This is a genomic window from Akkermansia sp. AE01SA01 (assembly GCF_036417395.1).
Lineage (GTDB): Bacteria > Verrucomicrobiota > Verrucomicrobiia > Verrucomicrobiales > Akkermansiaceae > Akkermansia.
Window position 1 is genome coordinate 1,780,881 of sequence record NZ_CP143890.1, and the last position, 12,116, is coordinate 1,792,996.

Below are 12,116 nucleotides of genomic sequence, written 5' to 3' on the forward strand. Positions count from 1 at the left end.
CGGATCAATATTCATGAAAGCTGAAGAATATACGGAGGATCGGCGTGGCTGCCCCGTAAAGGGAAATGCCTACCCCGTGCTCGTGCTGTGCGTGGGCAACCCGCTCATGGGGGACGACGGAGTGGGCGTGGAACTGGCGAAACGGCTCCAGGAGCGGGATTACGGCCCGCTGGTGCATGTGGAGGAGGGAGGCACCCTGGGCATGACGCTGCTGCCCCTGCTGGAAGACGCGGACACGGTCATCCTGGTGGACGCCGTGAAGACGGGAGCCGCACCGGGCACGCTCGTCACGCGCAGCAAGGAGGAGCTCCCCCGCCATTTCTCCTGCGTCATTTCCCCGCACCAGATAGGCATGAAGGAGGTGCTGGGCGCCGCCCAGCTCTGCGGCACCCTGCCGCGCGCCATCACGCTGGTGGGGGTGGAGGCCGCGCACACGGATTTCTGCCAGCCCATGTCCGCAGAGGTACGGGCGGCCATGCCGCAGGCCCTGGAGCTGATTGAAAATCTCATTGCCCGGGCGGTAGAGGACTGCGCGGACCGGGAAAACGCCCATGCATGAAGTAGGCATCATGGAAGGGGCGCTGGACATGGCGCGCCGCCTCATGGAAGAAAACGGCGGCTCCCGGCTGGTGCGCGTGCACATGACCATCGGCAGCCTGAGCGGCGTGGTGCCGGACGCCCTGCAATCCGCCTTTCTGGCCCTGAGAGACGCCTACGCGGCAGGGAACGCCGCCCTGGAGATCACCTGGGTGGAGGCCCTCTGCCGTTGCGACGACTGCCAAGAGGATTTCCTCTTCACGGACCACGGCTACATCTGCCCCGGCTGCGGGGAACCCGCCCTGGCCATCCTCCGGGGGCGGGAGCTGGAGCTTACCCGCGTGGAATGGGAATGACCCCAATCCTCCTTTCTCCGTTCCGCTCCCACCCGGAAAAAATCAGAAAATTTACCCGAACATTTTTCACTTCCGGACGGTCAAACATATTGGCGTACTTTCATTACGCCGCAAATGCCAACCCAGCTGTAGAACCAATATCATGAGCAATATCAACCCATTCATCCTAACGGGAATGATGCCGCTTTCAGCGTCATCCATGAACCGCGTTTCCTACATGTGCCCGGTCACCATCACCAATGACGTGGTCCAGGGGCAGACGGATGTTCAGGACTCCCTGACCATTGATGCCGGAGGCAGCCTTTACATCATCAACGCCCCCGTTTACGTGGGCGGCCCCAATCAGCCGGACCACGGCCACGGAACCGCCCACCTGGCCGTCCGCAACGGAGGCACCCTGACGCTCATCGGCAACCTGCCGGACCACATGACCATGTTTCTGGGGGACAAGGCCAACGGAAGCCTGGAGATCAACGGAGGCCGCGTTCTGATGGGACAGGGGCGCATCCAGGGAGCCAGGGAGCATGAAGGACGTATCACGATGACGGACGGCTGGCTTTTTGCCTCAGCCATAGACCTGCCCTGCGACGGCTCGGAGTTCGTCATCAGGCACGGTCTGGCGCGCATCAAAAAACTGACGGGCAGCGTTTCCACCCACATTTACGGAGGCGTGCTTCACGTGAAGGAACAGGCCCATTGCGACCGCATCCATTTGGTGGACAACGGGGTGCTGCTGCTCGGCAGCACCACCAGCCAGCCTTCCGCAGATGTCATGGCCGGGGAAGGCATCAATTTCCGTGGGGATGGAGGGGCCCTGGTCATCCGCGTGCCGCATCCGGAAAAGGCGCTGACCCGCACGCGTGAGGCGGAACACGTCTTTGACGAATTGCTCAGAAGGGGCAAGCTGTACCACGACAGCGAGCCCATGACCAATTTCCAGGGATTCCACATGAGGGAATTTACCGGGCATGACAGCCTGACCTACGCCGCCCTGCGCCCTGCTGCCCAGCTTCATTCCGATCAGAACCAGGTCACACGCCTGTTGCATACTTTCATGTACGGCGGCAGCGACCGGGAAATACCCATCTGAACACAGGCGTTCAGGAATGATTGCCGCCCCATCCCGCGGCGGACCGGCCTTCCCTCCATCCCTCTTATGGCCGGTTTCCCTGCAAGCGGGAGTTTCCGGCCCCGATGGCACTTATGGCCCTCCTGGAGGGCCACGGCCAGAAAACAGTCCGCGGGCAACAGCAAATTTTAGGGGGCATCCCCCCATCCGGCAGGAAGACATGATTCAAAAAAGAGGCCGCCCCGCTTGCACCGCAGGCCGGCCCCTGTTGAATATTCACAGGCAATCCGGAGATTACTTGATGAAGGTGATCGTGAAAGGCATCTGATACGTGTATTCCCTGTTGGCGATCTTGATCGTGTATATGATGGACAGGATGATCCACACCAAGGGAATGATCCAAATGAACAGGAAACCAATGAAGATCAAGGTCAGAATTCCGAAGACCGCCCAGGACGCAAACAGGTAGATTCCCCAGGAAATCTGGGCATTGACAACGTTCTTGCCCACCTGGTTCACCAGGGGGTAGTCCTGCTTCCAGATCAGCCAGCAGATGAACGGAGCAATGATGTTCAATCCAGGAACGGCTCCGGTGAACAGGGAAAGCAGAGGAGAAATAGCCGTAACGAGCGCAAAATTGTCACTGTTGGACTGCGGTGAAGCGGCCGGCTCGGGGGATGGAGGCGGCTCGGGATGGGGAGGCGGAACTGAAGCCGCGGAAGGAGGAGGAACCGGTCCAGGAGATGGCGGCGGAACAGGGGTGGGAGCGGGAGTGGGGGGTGGAACAGGAGCAGTTTTAAACCGCTGCAAGAGACATGCGCTCCGGGGCTTGACAAGGCTCCGCCGGATGCCATAAAGACTACCCATGAATGTCCGTACCGCAGGCGTGCTCTTTTCCGCAACCCTTTTTTCCTGTTCCCCGCCTGTACCGGATATTCCGTCTGCCGCGCCCACGGTCACCAGGGTGGAAGCCCTGCGCACCAGCCGTGCCTATACGGACCTGGCTTGGAGGGGAACCCGACGCAACATCCGGCACGGAACGGACCCCGAAGGTATCAGGATAGACACCCCGGACGCTTCCTCATCCGGCACCCATGCAGGAGCCTGGTGGAAGCCCGGCACCCGGTCCGCGGGAATGCCGTACAAATGGGGCGGGTTCGATACTCCGCGGCAATTCGTCAGCCGCCTGAACCGCGACCCTGAAAACGGAGGACGTCCCGCCGCTGCCGGAGACATGGGCACCCCGGAAAAGCAGGCGGAGGGAGATGACGCGGTCAGCAGGTTTGCCGCCGGGGTGGATTGTTCCGGCTTCGTCTCCCGGTGCTGGCGCCTGTCCCGGCCCTGGTCCACGCGCGAGCTTCCCTCCCTGTGCACGCCGCTGGGCTGGGAAGAGTTGCGAACGGGCGACATCCTGATCGTACCGGGGCGGCACGTACTCATGTTCATTGAGTGGTACGGAGACGGCAGGGAGGTATTCCTGGGGAGTGAAGCCGGCCCCCTGCCGGTATGGAAATGCGCGGAACATTTCTTCAGCCGGGCTATTCTGGAGCGCGGGGGCTACCGCCCCATGAGGTACAAGGGAATGCGGGAACAGGAGACGGATTCCGAAACAGCGAAGCCGTAAAAAATGTCCCAGCAGTCCGTTTTTTCCGGAAAAGGAAACTCAAATGAATAACACGAACATGAAGTATCAGGTAATAAAAAGACACCAAAGCGAGTTTCCGAACCCCGTCATCATTTCCAGGGGGGAAAAACTTGTCATTGGAGAGAAATATGAGGAGAACAAGGCTTGGAACGACTGGTATTTCTGCGAGACGGAAGACCGGAACAAGGGCTGGATTCCCAAACAGGTGATCCAATGGCTGGGCGGCAGCGAGGGGGAAGCGCTGGAAGATTATTCCGCCAGGGAATTGGATGCGGAGGAGGGAGAAGTCCTGACCGGTTCCCAGGTGCTCAACGGCTGGATATGGTGCCGGAATTCCGCTTCCGGGGAAGAAGGATGGGTGCCTGTTGAAAACCTCGTTCCCATGGGGGAGGATACGGAGGATCGATAAGCCTTTCCGGGCGTCCGATGCGCAAACTGCCGTGATCAGTTTTTTCGGAACGCCGGGGCACGGCTCCGGCGGGATGGCGGGAAATCCGCCGGGGAATTATCTGAACACATGGGCCATGCGCCGGAAGGGACATGCCTGCACATTTATCCCGGTCATTCCGGCATGTGTGCTGCCGGGACGGCCCTTCCCTGTCCCCGCGGAGGTGTTCCGGGGCTAGATTTCCACTTCCCCGGCAGTCAGGACCCGTGCAAATATTCCATCCAGGGCCGCCATGTAGGCGTTATGCACGGTTTTGGCCGGTATCGTCTCCCGCATGATGGACAAGTCCTTCGTGGCGCACGCATCGTACAGCAAGGTCACGGGAATTTGATAATCCCAGGCCGCGCGGACCGTGGTATCTATGCACATGTGCGTCATCATGCCGCACACAACCAATTCGTCAACCGCCTTCGCACGGAGCAGGTCCGCAAGGCCCGTCCGGTAAAAACTGTTGGGGGCGTGCTTGACGAGCACATCCTCACCCGGCAGCGGCGTCAATCCGGTGTGGATGTTTACGCCATCCGTCCCCGGCAGGAAGAAGGTGGCATCCGGACGGGTGTTGACATGTTGAACATGGATCACGGGCAGCCCGGCCTTCCTGAAAAGCCGTAAAACGGAGACGATGTTCCCCAGAGCCTTTTCCGGACCGGAAAGCTCGCACTTCCCTCCGGGAAAATAGTCATTCTGAACGTCAATAATGAGGAGAGCCTTCATCCTGTATCACCTGGTTTTCCAAGGTTCCGTGCGTCCGCTACGCCTTTTAAAAGGCGCGGACGCACGGAACACGAGGTGTTACAAGGGCTGGACGTTGAAGTTATACACTTTGCCCTGAAAAGATTCACCCAGGGTCTTCAGCGGAAGGATGAAGGTGGAACGGTGCACCTTGGGACGGTTCTTGAATTTTTCAATAAAGTCCTTGGATTTGTCAGAAAAGCTTTTCAGCACGGCAGTTCCGGCAGGCTGCCCGTCCAGGAACAGGCTGGTTTTTTCCGGCTCGCCCACAATTTCCACCTTGACCTTTTTGCCTGCGGGCAGTTTGACGCCGAAGGAGAATTCCAGGGAGTCATCACGACGGAATCCGACGGTACCATCCTTCATAACCGCGAGCAGTTCGCCCTCCGGAGCGGAAAGCAGCACCTGTTCCTTCCCTTCCGGAGCGGCGTTGAGTTCCAGTTCCGCGGTCAGGCGGTACTTCGGTCCCAGGGCAGGCTTGTCCAGCTTCTGGGGCAGGGAGGAAGGAGTGACCGAAAAGGGCTGGGTGTCCTTCCATTTGTGAAGGGGGTTGGTGCGCGGAGCGTTGCCGATGGCCGCCACCAGTTCGCGATGCTGTTCAAACGTGTCGGGCGCCTTGGCCTTGCCCCACAGCTTCTGGCTGAGGACATCCATGGAACCGGAAAGCATTCCCCAAATATCGTACGGACTATACCCCGTGTGCATGATATCCGTTTCATCGTTCCAGATGGCAAAGGTGCCTCCCAGGAGCTGGGGATGCCCGGCAGGAAGCGTTTCATTGCCGATGCGGTTGGGAATCCAGTTGTTATAGAGGCCCTTGTGGTTCCTGTCCATGCGGTAGTAGTTGGCATAGGGCACGATGTAAAGGGCGCCGTCATTCGTGTTGATGACATCGTAGCCAAGGTTGACGGCTTCCCACGCCTTCATCCAGCCGGTGCTCCAGAGGTTCATTTGAACGCCCTTGCTCACCACGGGGGTCTTGCCGGGCTTGGCGCTGAGGCTGCCCCAGATGCGTGGGGTATAGCCGCGTTTGAGGGCGTGGCTGAGCACACCGTCCGCAAAGTGGCGATAGTCTTCCTTGTCTCCATAGAATTCATCCGCTCCCACGTGGAACACCTTGCAGCCGGCAAATACCGGGCGGCCCAGCTTGGGGTCTTTCAGCAGGTATTCGTCAAAAACCTTGGTCACGAAGTTGATCGTCTCCGGGTTGCCGGCGTCCAGCATTTCGCAGCGGCGTTTTTCATGGTTCATGGGACCTTTGTAGATAAGATCCGGACGCACCCGGGTAAAGGAGAGGGCGTGGCCGGGGGTGTCGAACTCCGGCACGATGTTGACGCCGTGGTGTTTGGCGTAACTGATCAGATCCGCAAATTCTTTCTTGGTGTAGGAAAGGTCCTTCGCGGTGAGGGGCGTGCCGTCTTTCCCCTTCACGTTGGATTCCAGGCGGAAGGCGGAGTAGGATTCCTTGAACGGGTCATGCCCGTTGTCCACGTAGTGTTCGTGGAAAATGTAGTTGTTGTTGATGACTAGGTGAAGATCGTTCAGCTTGTACCAGGACATGGTGCGGATCAGGTCCTTGAGGTAGCTGAGGGGATAGGGCGTGCGCGCAATGTCCAGCATGAAGCCGCGCACGGGATAGCGGGGAAAGTCCACGGCCGTGCCGCAGGGCACGCTCTCCGGGTTCTGGCGCAGCATCTGGAGCAGGGTGCGGGTGCCCCAGTAGAGGCCCGTAGGGGTAAGGGCGCCGATGCGGATACCGCCGGAATTCACGGCAAGGCTGTACCCTTCCTTCCCGACGTTGCTTTCCTTGAACAAGGAGAAGGAGATGTCCGCCTTCCCTCCGGGAGAGACGAGTTTGACCTTGCGGCCCAGCACGTCTTCCAGGTCGGCGGCAAAAGTACGGGCAAATTCCTTGTCTGGGCAGGAAACAGTGATGGAGGAACCCAGCTTGTATTCCCCCTTGCCGCCCTTCCATTGCAGGATTTCCGGGATAACCCGGGGCTTGGGATTGCCCTGCGTGGCTACCGGGGCTTTCAGGATGATTTCATAATCCTTGCTGATGGCCTCCTTGCCGCCCTTGGTCACTTTGAAGCTGAGGTTTACCGGGGTGTCCGAAATGACAGGAGCTATTTTCCCTTTGCTGTTGACGAGTTCCTCGTAGTCGGCCCCCAGGAGCTTGATTTGGGCTCCGGAGGCGCTGGGCATCGGCAGTTGCCTGGTCCCGGCCTTGATTTCCGGGATGGAGAGGGAGTCGGCTATTTGCCGGGCATCCTGTCCCGCCAGCGGACCCGCCGCAAATGCGGCCATCATTAAAAGTATGTTCTTGTTCATTTTCGTATGTGATTCCGGGAAGAATGGCATGCCCGATTTGTTGTAAGAATTACGCAACATCCGTTCCCTTCTTGCAAGGAAATAAAAAAGAGGCCGAAAGCCCTCTTGCCTTTCCGGCACGAACGGCTCTGGGATGAAGGGGCATTTTCCGATTTTACGGAAAGAAAAGGACCGGACTGCCTTGAGGCAGCCCGGTCCCGGAAGGGGGAGCCGGTTCAGGCGCGTATGTCAATCACCTCTCCGGCGGGGAAGCGCACCTTCGCTTCGCGGGCGTAGGCGTCATCCTGGGCGCGGTAGCCGAGGGCCACGCCCACTACGGAACGGTACGGCGTCTCGTCCAGCCCTAAAATTTCATCGTATTTCTGGCGGTCCATGCCTCCAATGGTGCAGGAGTCCACCCGCAGGGCCGCAGCCGCGCTGAGCAGAAATCCGACGGCGATATATACCTGGCAGTCCAGCCATGTGTTCATTTTTTCCGGAGTCAGGGCTTTCACGTAGCCGCCGTAGAAATCCGCAGAGGCGGCCAGCTTTTCCGCAGACGGATGGCGTGTGAATTCGATCTGGGCCAGATAGCGGTCCACGTCCTTCTGGGTGGCGTCCCTCCGGGCGCACAGCACCACATAGTGGGAGCAGTCCTCCACCTGGGACTGGTTCCAGGAAACCTCCCGCAGGCGCTCCTTCAGCTCCCTGTTCGTGACGGCCACGAATTTCCAGAGCTGGAGCCCCAGGGAAGACGGGCTGAGCCGCAGGCTTTCCGCCAGGGCGTGCCAGGCGGGTTCTTCAATGCGGGCATGGGGATCAAATTTCTTGCAGGCATAGCGCCATTCAAGACCGTCAATGTATTGTTGCGGTGAAATCATAAAAGGTATGACAGATCCAACGGTGAAATTGTTTAAAGAACTTCCTTCAGGACTTCCACGCAGCGCGCGTTTTCTGCGGGGGTGCCGATGCTGATGCGTATCCACTCCGGCAGGCCGTATCCGTCCTGCGCGCGGACGATCACCCCTTTGGCAAGCATGTCGTTGAACACCTTTTTGCCCTGCCCCACCTTCACCAGGATGAAGTTCCCCTGGCTGGGAATCCATTCCAGCCCCATGTCCCTGAACGCCTGTTCGTAGAAGCGCATGCCCGCAGCATTGTTTTCCACCGTGCGGCGCACATGCTCCTGGTCCTCCAGGGCGGCCAGGGCCGCTTCCTGCGCCAGAACGTGCAGGTTGAACGGCGCGCGCGCCTTGTGCAGCATGTTGGCCACGGCTTCCGGGGCAATGCCGTAGCCCACGCGCAGGCCCGCCAGGCCGTAAGCCTTGGAAAAGGTGCGCAAAACGATCACGTTGCGCCCTTCCCTCACGAATTTGAGGGTGTCCGGCGGGTTGTCGGAAAACTCCCGGTACGCCTCGTCAAAGCACACCAGCACATGGTCCGGCACCTTCGCCATGAAATCGTCGATTTCCCGCTGGCCGACGACGGTGCCGACCGGGTTGGTGGGGTTGGTGATGAATACGATGCGCGTGCGGTCCGTAATGGCGTTCAGAAACCCGTTCAGGTCATGGGTCCAGTCCGGCTTGTTGGGAATTTCCACGTACGCCGCGCCGAACAGCCTGGCCATGATGGGGTACATGGAAAAGGCGTGCCTGGCGGCCACCACCTCGGCCTGCGGGTTCAGCAGGGCGTGGCAGATGAGTTCGATTACCTCGCTGCTGCCCGTGCCCACCACCGTCTGGCCAAAATCCACACCGCAGAATTCCGCAATGGCGGAACGCAGCCGGAAAGCCGCGCCGTCCGGATAAATGTTTACTCCGGCAGCCGCCCGGGAGATGGCCTCCACCGCCCGGGGGGACGGTCCCAGGGGATTTTCATTGGAGGCCAGTTTCACAATGTCACGGGGGTCCAGGCCCAGTTCCCGGGCCGTTTCCTCGATCGGCTTGCCCGGCTGATAAGCCACCAGCTCAAGCACATGCTGGTTTGCGAAACTTTCAATACTCATAGCGGCGGAATGTTACTGCCATTCCCCTTTTCTGGCAATACTGATTTCCATCCGGGAAATTCCCTAAAAATATTTGCCGCCATGCCGTCCAGGTAAAAAGCAGTGAGATGCCTTTCAGCGAGGCACCGGCCGGAAATCATACCGTCCAATTATGAAGAGTATCCACCTGCCGTTATACACTTAAATGCTGCGGCCCCCCTCGCCCCCGGCATTTATTGATCTTTCCCCTTCCGGGATTTTGAATACCGGATATCCTCCGAGACCAATTGACGGGAATGCAGTAAATAGATCCGCACGTAGATCCGGACCAGATCCCCTGAGGAAAGGTCCACATCCCAAAAAGTGAAGTAGAGACGCTCTTCCTTTTTTTCCACGATATCCGTCAGGGAATCCACAAAAAGATATGGGAAAACGGCCCGGTGAACTTCTTTTTCAAAAAATGGTCTGAGTCTCTTACCTTCCGCATCCGGACGGTGGTCAGCAGCATTCCGTCAGGGCTCAGCATTTCCCTGGTTTCAGTATAACAGGGGCCGTTGGCCTCGTTGCGCCCCATACTGCGCGAAACCAGAGTGCTGGAATCCGCCTCCCAATACGGAGAAGCATCCGGAATGCTATACCGTGTTCCATCAAAGGAGGGAACCTGGAACGATTGTTTCTCCGCCGCCGTTACTTCCTGACTCAGCGTTTTCAGGGAAGCAGCCGTCTCCGGCCGGATCTGGCCCAGTCCGGGGTTTTCCATCTCTTCGGCAACACATGCCAGGGGGAAGATCACAAGGAATATTCCAATATTCATCACTATTAACTATATTGTTTACAACATAATAGGCTCCAAAAAACCTGTAAAGGATATTTTGGATGAGGGAAAAGGGCTTGTTCCATAGCGACCCCAGCCGCCACATGCCGAAGCCACGCGCACCCTTCCGATAAAAAGCGGACAGTCCCACCCCGGGGCCTTACGGAACGTACCTGCCCGGCATTTCCTCCCGCGCCCGGCGGGTCATGGCCGTGATGATCTTCGTTTTTCCTTCCGTATAGGCGTCGCGGTTGAACTCAAACTTTTCTTTTAAAGAGCGCTTAAGCTCGGCGTACTTCTGCGCCTCTTTAGGGTGAGCAGCCAAGTAATCCCGGAAATAAAGCTCATCCCAATCCCGCCAGGGGCGCACATGCAGGTGGAAGGCCTGCCCCCGGAACCCCTCCGCCGTATAGCCCTTTACCATGACCAGGCCCATGCGTTCCTCGTCACGATGCGTCTCCATATAACCGCATTTCCGCAGCAAAGGAGGCGTTTCAAAAACGAACGAATCCGGAGAAACCTCCATCAGAATGTCAATGGTAGGCTTAGCGTCCAGGCCGGGCACCGCCGTACTGCCGATATGGGAAATGCGGGTGATGCGGGTGCAGCCCACGGCCTCCGCCAGCAGGTCCCTCTCCCGGCGGTAAAGTTCCGCCCATTCCTCTCTGGAACCGCTCAGGATGATGGGAAACAGGCGCCAGAGTTCCTCATGGCACATGCGGGACAGAAAGGCTTCATCCGGAAGGCTGCTGGACATTTCCGGAAGATAGGGAAAATGCCCCCGGAGTTCAATTCCACAGATGATTCCGGAGCTTTCCCGCAGGAAGTACGGCTTTTCCGCACATCCCGCCCTTACCTTTTCCGTTTGCGGTCTCTCCTTCTCCGGCACCGCATGGCCTGGTACGCGGCTACGGTAAAGGCAAACGCCGTTACACCCATAAAGGAGCGGAACAACCAAATCAGCAGCTCCCAGTAAATATCCTGAGTCATGCGGATGGCTTTTGACCGGACGCGGATTCCCCGGCCTGCTCTTCCCTCAGGCGTTTCACGGCACAGGCAAGCAGAGTCGCCCTGTCCAGCTGACAGCGCTGCACGTGGAGGGCGTCCGCTTCCGCATCCCGGAAAAATTGGATGGACAGCGGCATTTTCCCCTTGATCTGAATTTTTTTCTGGATTTTTTTCTTATTTCCCGTCTTCATGAAATATCTTTTCAGGTATGAATTTGAACTTTGGATGCCTTTACGTAGGGATATTGCAACGCAAACGGTACTTTCGTCAAGAATAATATACCATTTTAAGGACATATTCATAAAAAAGATTGAATTTTCGCACCGATAGCGTTACAAGGTGTGCATGAGTGAGAACCAGGACGAACTCAAGGCCCAAATCAAGGTTTGGCTGAAACAGCAGAAAATGACCCGTGAGGAGTTCGCGGCAAAATGTTTCGTGTCGGCCAACACGGTTCGCAACTGGTTGGCCAGAGTATTTATTCCGAAGGACAAGGAGGCTCTCATCAAACTGTTGATGGAGAAGACGGAGAGGGAAAAGGAACTCAAGGAAGCGGCCAGGGCTCATTGGAAGCCGTTTGCCGTCATGGTGAATACCGACGATTACAAGCTCATTGAAAAAGCCGCCCGAAAGGACAACATGACTGTGGAAGAATGGGCTGAAGAAATCCTGATCCGCGACGCTCAGGAACGCATGGAGCATGTTTACCCGGAATCCCTCCGCGTTGCGGAAGAACCCAAAAGGTACGGAATCCAGCGTACCTCCGGGCCGGATTCCTCTACAAGCAAGCCGCACTGATAAATTGCTACCATATAGTTAGAACCAAGAAAAAGCCGTCATGGATATTCTATCCCACTGAGGTTTTTAAATTTTTCTGTTCTGTTACTCTTGGCCGGAGAAGGTGACATGCCTTCCTTGAACGGAAGAAGATTTCCGGTCACGCCCTTCCGTATTATTTTTAATCAGTCCTGAAGACATCGGCAACGTGGAGAAGAGGGAGGTGAAATGGTCGCCCAGGAACTGCGTTTCCAGCTCCGGAAACATCCGGCTCCATATGGAACGGGAGCCCACGGGGAGAGGTGAAGCCGTCCGCTGTCTTCCGGAACCGGATCATTCATGTGTCTGGCGCCGGAAGAAATCTGTGGTGCCTCCTCTGGAGGCCCCGTCTTTCCTCCCGGTCCCCCTGTTCTTCATCCTTATTGACGAACGGCGC

Annotated in this window: 15 protein-coding genes; 7 read left to right on the plus strand and 8 right to left on the minus strand. The window is 57.8% G+C overall.

What is annotated here, in order from left to right; translation table 11 throughout:
• Positions 1–13: 13 nt before the first annotated feature.
• The 3 genes from V3C19_RS07185 to V3C19_RS07195 all read left to right on the plus strand — a co-directional run bounded on the left by V3C19_RS07185 (position 14) and on the right by V3C19_RS07195 (position 1,983).
• The gene (locus tag V3C19_RS07185; protein WP_295934797.1) at positions 14–559 is read left to right on the plus strand and encodes a HyaD/HybD family hydrogenase maturation endopeptidase; all 546 of its coding nucleotides are present in this window, start codon (positions 14–16) and stop codon (positions 557–559) included.
• On the plus strand, positions 552–893 hold the full coding sequence (locus tag V3C19_RS07190) for a hydrogenase maturation nickel metallochaperone HypA (RefSeq protein WP_130084631.1): 342 nt from the start codon (positions 552–554) through the stop codon (positions 891–893). Before V3C19_RS07185 ends, V3C19_RS07190 begins: the two co-directional genes overlap by 8 nt.
• A gap of 175 nt (positions 894–1,068) precedes the next feature.
• On the plus strand, positions 1,069–1,983 hold the full coding sequence (locus tag V3C19_RS07195) for a hypothetical protein (protein ID WP_302389433.1): 915 nt from the start codon (positions 1,069–1,071) through the stop codon (positions 1,981–1,983).
• A 273-nt stretch (positions 1,984–2,256) separates the two neighbouring features.
• Here V3C19_RS07195 and V3C19_RS07200 read toward each other — a convergent pair whose 3' ends face one another.
• Complete coding sequence (locus V3C19_RS07200; protein WP_330937191.1) at positions 2,257–2,580, minus strand: DUF4870 domain-containing protein; 324 nt, start codon at positions 2,578–2,580, stop codon at positions 2,257–2,259.
• Between the two features lie 59 nt (positions 2,581–2,639).
• Between V3C19_RS07200 and V3C19_RS07205 the strand changes: the two genes are divergently transcribed.
• From V3C19_RS07205 to V3C19_RS07215, 3 genes are all read left to right on the plus strand, one after another.
• A complete protein-coding gene (locus V3C19_RS07205) occupies positions 2,640–2,762 on the plus strand; it encodes a hypothetical protein (protein ID WP_330937193.1) in 123 nt (40 codons plus the stop codon).
• Between the two features lie 65 nt (positions 2,763–2,827).
• Positions 2,828–3,586, plus strand: a complete 759-nt coding sequence (locus tag V3C19_RS07210) for a hypothetical protein (protein ID WP_130084634.1) — start codon at positions 2,828–2,830, stop codon at positions 3,584–3,586.
• Between the two features lie 43 nt (positions 3,587–3,629).
• A complete protein-coding gene (locus V3C19_RS07215; RefSeq protein ID WP_130084635.1) occupies positions 3,630–4,016 on the plus strand; it encodes an SH3 domain-containing protein in 387 nt (128 codons plus the stop codon).
• A gap of 213 nt (positions 4,017–4,229) precedes the next feature.
• Here the strand turns inward: V3C19_RS07215 and V3C19_RS07220 are convergent, their stop codons facing one another.
• The 7 genes from V3C19_RS07220 to V3C19_RS07250 form a co-directional block, all read right to left on the minus strand.
• Complete coding sequence (locus V3C19_RS07220; protein ID WP_130084636.1) at positions 4,230–4,769, minus strand: cysteine hydrolase family protein; 540 nt, start codon at positions 4,767–4,769, stop codon at positions 4,230–4,232.
• Positions 4,770–4,847: 78 nt separating this feature from the next.
• A complete protein-coding gene (locus V3C19_RS07225; protein WP_295933348.1) occupies positions 4,848–7,118 on the minus strand; it encodes a family 20 glycosylhydrolase in 2,271 nt (756 codons plus the stop codon).
• Between the two features lie 215 nt (positions 7,119–7,333).
• The gene (locus V3C19_RS07230; RefSeq protein ID WP_295933345.1) at positions 7,334–7,978 is read right to left on the minus strand and encodes an NAD(P)H-dependent oxidoreductase; all 645 of its coding nucleotides are present in this window, start codon (positions 7,976–7,978) and stop codon (positions 7,334–7,336) included.
• Positions 7,979–8,010: 32 nt separating this feature from the next.
• Entirely contained in the window at positions 8,011–9,102 is a 1,092-nt protein-coding gene (gene hisC, locus V3C19_RS07235) for a histidinol-phosphate transaminase (RefSeq protein WP_295933342.1), read from the minus strand.
• 382 nt (positions 9,103–9,484) lie between these two features.
• Positions 9,485–9,895 carry a hypothetical protein gene (locus tag V3C19_RS07240; protein ID WP_295933340.1) on the minus strand — a complete coding sequence of 137 codons (411 nt, stop codon included), beginning with the start codon at positions 9,893–9,895 and terminating at the stop codon, positions 9,485–9,487.
• A gap of 160 nt (positions 9,896–10,055) precedes the next feature.
• Complete coding sequence (locus tag V3C19_RS07245; protein WP_130084641.1) at positions 10,056–10,652, minus strand: GrpB family protein; 597 nt, start codon at positions 10,650–10,652, stop codon at positions 10,056–10,058.
• 229 nt (positions 10,653–10,881) lie between these two features.
• Positions 10,882–11,094 (minus strand): hypothetical protein, encoded by a 213-nt coding sequence (locus tag V3C19_RS07250; protein WP_130084642.1) that lies wholly within the window; start codon positions 11,092–11,094, stop codon positions 10,882–10,884.
• Positions 11,095–11,248: 154 nt separating this feature from the next.
• Between V3C19_RS07250 and V3C19_RS07255 the strand changes: the two genes are divergently transcribed.
• Complete coding sequence (locus V3C19_RS07255; protein ID WP_295933337.1) at positions 11,249–11,701, plus strand: hypothetical protein; 453 nt, start codon at positions 11,249–11,251, stop codon at positions 11,699–11,701.
• Positions 11,702–12,116 lie beyond the last annotated feature (415 nt).

What these genes read in the sequence shown, in the direction of transcription:
- V3C19_RS07185 (WP_295934797.1), top strand. Translation starts at nt 14, where the DNA reads ATGAAAGCTGAAGAATATACGGAGGATCGGCGTGGCTGCCCCGTAAAG.
- V3C19_RS07190 (WP_130084631.1), top strand. Translation starts at nt 552, where the DNA reads ATGCATGAAGTAGGCATCATGGAAGGGGCGCTGGACATGGCGCGCCGC.
- V3C19_RS07195 (WP_302389433.1), top strand. Translation starts at nt 1,069, where the DNA reads ATGATGCCGCTTTCAGCGTCATCCATGAACCGCGTTTCCTACATGTGC.
- V3C19_RS07205 (WP_330937193.1), top strand. Translation starts at nt 2,640, where the DNA reads ATGGAGGCGGCTCGGGATGGGGAGGCGGAACTGAAGCCGCGGAAGGAG.
- V3C19_RS07210 (WP_130084634.1), top strand. Translation starts at nt 2,828, where the DNA reads ATGAATGTCCGTACCGCAGGCGTGCTCTTTTCCGCAACCCTTTTTTCC.
- V3C19_RS07215 (WP_130084635.1), top strand. Translation starts at nt 3,630, where the DNA reads ATGAATAACACGAACATGAAGTATCAGGTAATAAAAAGACACCAAAGC.
- V3C19_RS07220 (WP_130084636.1), bottom strand. Translation starts at nt 4,769, where the DNA reads ATGAAGGCTCTCCTCATTATTGACGTTCAGAATGACTATTTTCCCGGA.
- V3C19_RS07225 (WP_295933348.1), bottom strand. Translation starts at nt 7,118, where the DNA reads ATGAACAAGAACATACTTTTAATGATGGCCGCATTTGCGGCGGGTCCG.
- V3C19_RS07230 (WP_295933345.1), bottom strand. Translation starts at nt 7,978, where the DNA reads ATGATTTCACCGCAACAATACATTGACGGTCTTGAATGGCGCTATGCC.
- hisC (WP_295933342.1), bottom strand. Translation starts at nt 9,102, where the DNA reads ATGAGTATTGAAAGTTTCGCAAACCAGCATGTGCTTGAGCTGGTGGCT.
- V3C19_RS07240 (WP_295933340.1), bottom strand. Translation starts at nt 9,895, where the DNA reads ATGAATATTGGAATATTCCTTGTGATCTTCCCCCTGGCATGTGTTGCC.
- V3C19_RS07245 (WP_130084641.1), bottom strand. Translation starts at nt 10,652, where the DNA reads ATGTCCAGCAGCCTTCCGGATGAAGCCTTTCTGTCCCGCATGTGCCAT.
- V3C19_RS07250 (WP_130084642.1), bottom strand. Translation starts at nt 11,094, where the DNA reads ATGAAGACGGGAAATAAGAAAAAAATCCAGAAAAAAATTCAGATCAAG.
- V3C19_RS07255 (WP_295933337.1), top strand. Translation starts at nt 11,249, where the DNA reads ATGAGTGAGAACCAGGACGAACTCAAGGCCCAAATCAAGGTTTGGCTG.